Raw genomic sequence first — 1,923 nt, 5'->3', positions numbered from 1 at the left:
GACCGCCGGGATCGAGCCCTCCCTCGGCCCGCTCGCCACGGCGTACGTGCTGATCCTGGTCATCCTGGGGCCGCTCACCGCCCGCTGGACCGAACCCCTGGCCCTGGTGCTGCTGCGCCGGTTCGGCAAGCCGGGGGTCGCCGGGGAAGCGCCGGCCGCGGTCGCGGTCGCGGGGCCGCGGGACGCGGCGGAGGACCAGGACGCGGTGGGCCACGCCTGACCTCCGGCCCGGTTGGCGGACGACCACAGCCGTCGACCACCCGCCGCACCACCGTGGTTGCGCACGCAGTTCCCCACGCCTCTTCAGGACACCCGCCCGCACCGCGCACTACACGGCACTCCCGACATCACGCCGTCGACCACCCGCCGCACCACCGTGGTTACGCGCGCAGTTCCCCACGCCCCTTCAGGGTGCCTGCCGCGCCGTGGGGCCGGGTCAGAGGGGGCGGGTCGGCCAGGCCAGTAGGCGGGCGCCTATCACTGCGGTCTGGAGGGTGTAGCGGTCGCCGGGGGCGGTGGGATCGGTGCCGGTCAGGGCGTGGATCCGGGCCAGCCGGTAGGTCAGCGCGCGTACGCTGAGCGACAGTTCACGGGCCGCCACGGTGGCCACGCAGCCGCTGTCGAAGTACACCGTGAGGGTGTCGATCAGCGGCTGCGCTCCGCCGCGGGCCTGTTCCAGCGGGCCCAGGGTGTGCCGGACCAGGTCCATCAGCGCCTGCCGGTCGCGGGCCAGGACGGGGAAGACGAGCAGATCGGCGGCGCGCAGCAGCGGATCGTCGAAACCCATCCGCTGGGCGACGTCGAGGGCGTTGAGTGCCTCCTCGTAGCTGTGCCCGATGCCGACTGCGCCCGGCCGGGGCCGCCCGACGGCGACCTGGCTCCCCTCGACCCGGGCGTGCACGAGCTTGCCGAACCAGGTCAGTACGTCGTCCTGGTCGCCGGGGGCGATGCACACCATCCGCCCGTCCTTGGTGGTGAACAGGATGCGGCGGTTCTCGAAGCGGGCGAACAACTCGTCGGCGACCTGCCGGGGTACGGGGTCGGACTCGTCGTAGCCCTCCGGCCCGCCGGCCACCGCGACGGAGTGGGTGCGGGACAGGCGCAGCCCGAACCGTTCGCAGCGGGAGGCGAGTTGACCCGGGTCGCCGCGGCCGTGCAGCAGGTCGTCGATGAACTCGCGGCGGGCGGCTTCCTCCCTGCGGACGACGTGCCGCTGCGCGCGCTCGTATCCGTCGGAGAACGCGTCGACCGCCTGCTCCACGACGGCGAGGACGCTGTCCGCGTCGGCCCCGGCGGGCCGGGCCGCCCGGCCCGCCGCGAGGTGCGCGCGCACCAGGGCCCGCCAGCCGTGCCCGGCCTCCGCCGCGCGGGCGCCGAGGTGGCGCCGGGACTCGATCTCGTCGCGGGTCAGCCGGCGGCCGGTGACCGCGGCGTCCGCCAGGATCTGCTGGAACCCGTCGAGGAACCTCTCGGCGGTGTCCTCCGCCGCAGACACGGGCCGCGGCCGGCGCGTGTTCGGATACGTCTCCTCGATCATCCGGAATCCCCCCACGGTCACCGTGTCCCCCGTCCCCGTACGCCCATCGGGGCCCCCGCGCCCCGCCTGCTTCCCATACTCCCCGGAACCGCCGCCTCCGCCCCGGCACCGGCGCCGGCCAAGACCCACCGGCCCGCCGGCCAGTGTCTCGTACGCGCCGTACTCGCCGCGTGCGCCGTGCGCGTCGGCACTCCGGCCACCGCGCTCATCCCTTCGCACGGGCCACCTCCACCTGGTCGGCCGCCACCGCGTCGGGCGCCGTGCGCCATGGGCGACGGGTCAGGCGGCGGGTCAGGGGTTCGGTCCAGCGGGCGGTGACCGGCCCCAGGATGACCAGGAGCAGCACATAGGCGGTCGCGAGGGGACCGATGCGTGGTTCGACGCCG

General features: G+C 75.2%; 1 protein-coding gene and 2 pseudogenes. 1 reads left to right on the top strand and 2 read right to left on the bottom strand.

All coding sequences use genetic code 11. The features are described from left to right. Positions 1–220, top strand: a pseudogene (locus ABT245_RS45785) (cation:proton antiporter); the annotation flags it as partial. A 216-nt stretch (positions 221–436) separates the two neighbouring features. Here ABT245_RS45785 and ABT245_RS45780 read toward each other — a convergent pair. Both ABT245_RS45780 and ABT245_RS45775 read right to left on the bottom strand, forming a co-directional pair. Further along, the gene (locus ABT245_RS45780) at positions 437–1,537 is read right to left on the bottom strand and encodes a PucR family transcriptional regulator (protein ID WP_351747076.1); all 1,101 of its coding nucleotides are present in this window, start codon (positions 1,535–1,537) and stop codon (positions 437–439) included. Positions 1,538–1,742: 205 nt separating this feature from the next. Next, positions 1,743–1,923, bottom strand: a pseudogene (locus tag ABT245_RS45775) (cation:proton antiporter); the annotation flags it as partial.

Origin of the sequence: Streptomyces sp. NPDC001508 (genome assembly GCF_040298665.1) — a bacterium.
Lineage (GTDB): Bacteria > Actinomycetota > Actinomycetes > Streptomycetales > Streptomycetaceae > Streptomyces.
This window is presented reverse-complemented; position numbering and strand designations above follow the sequence as displayed.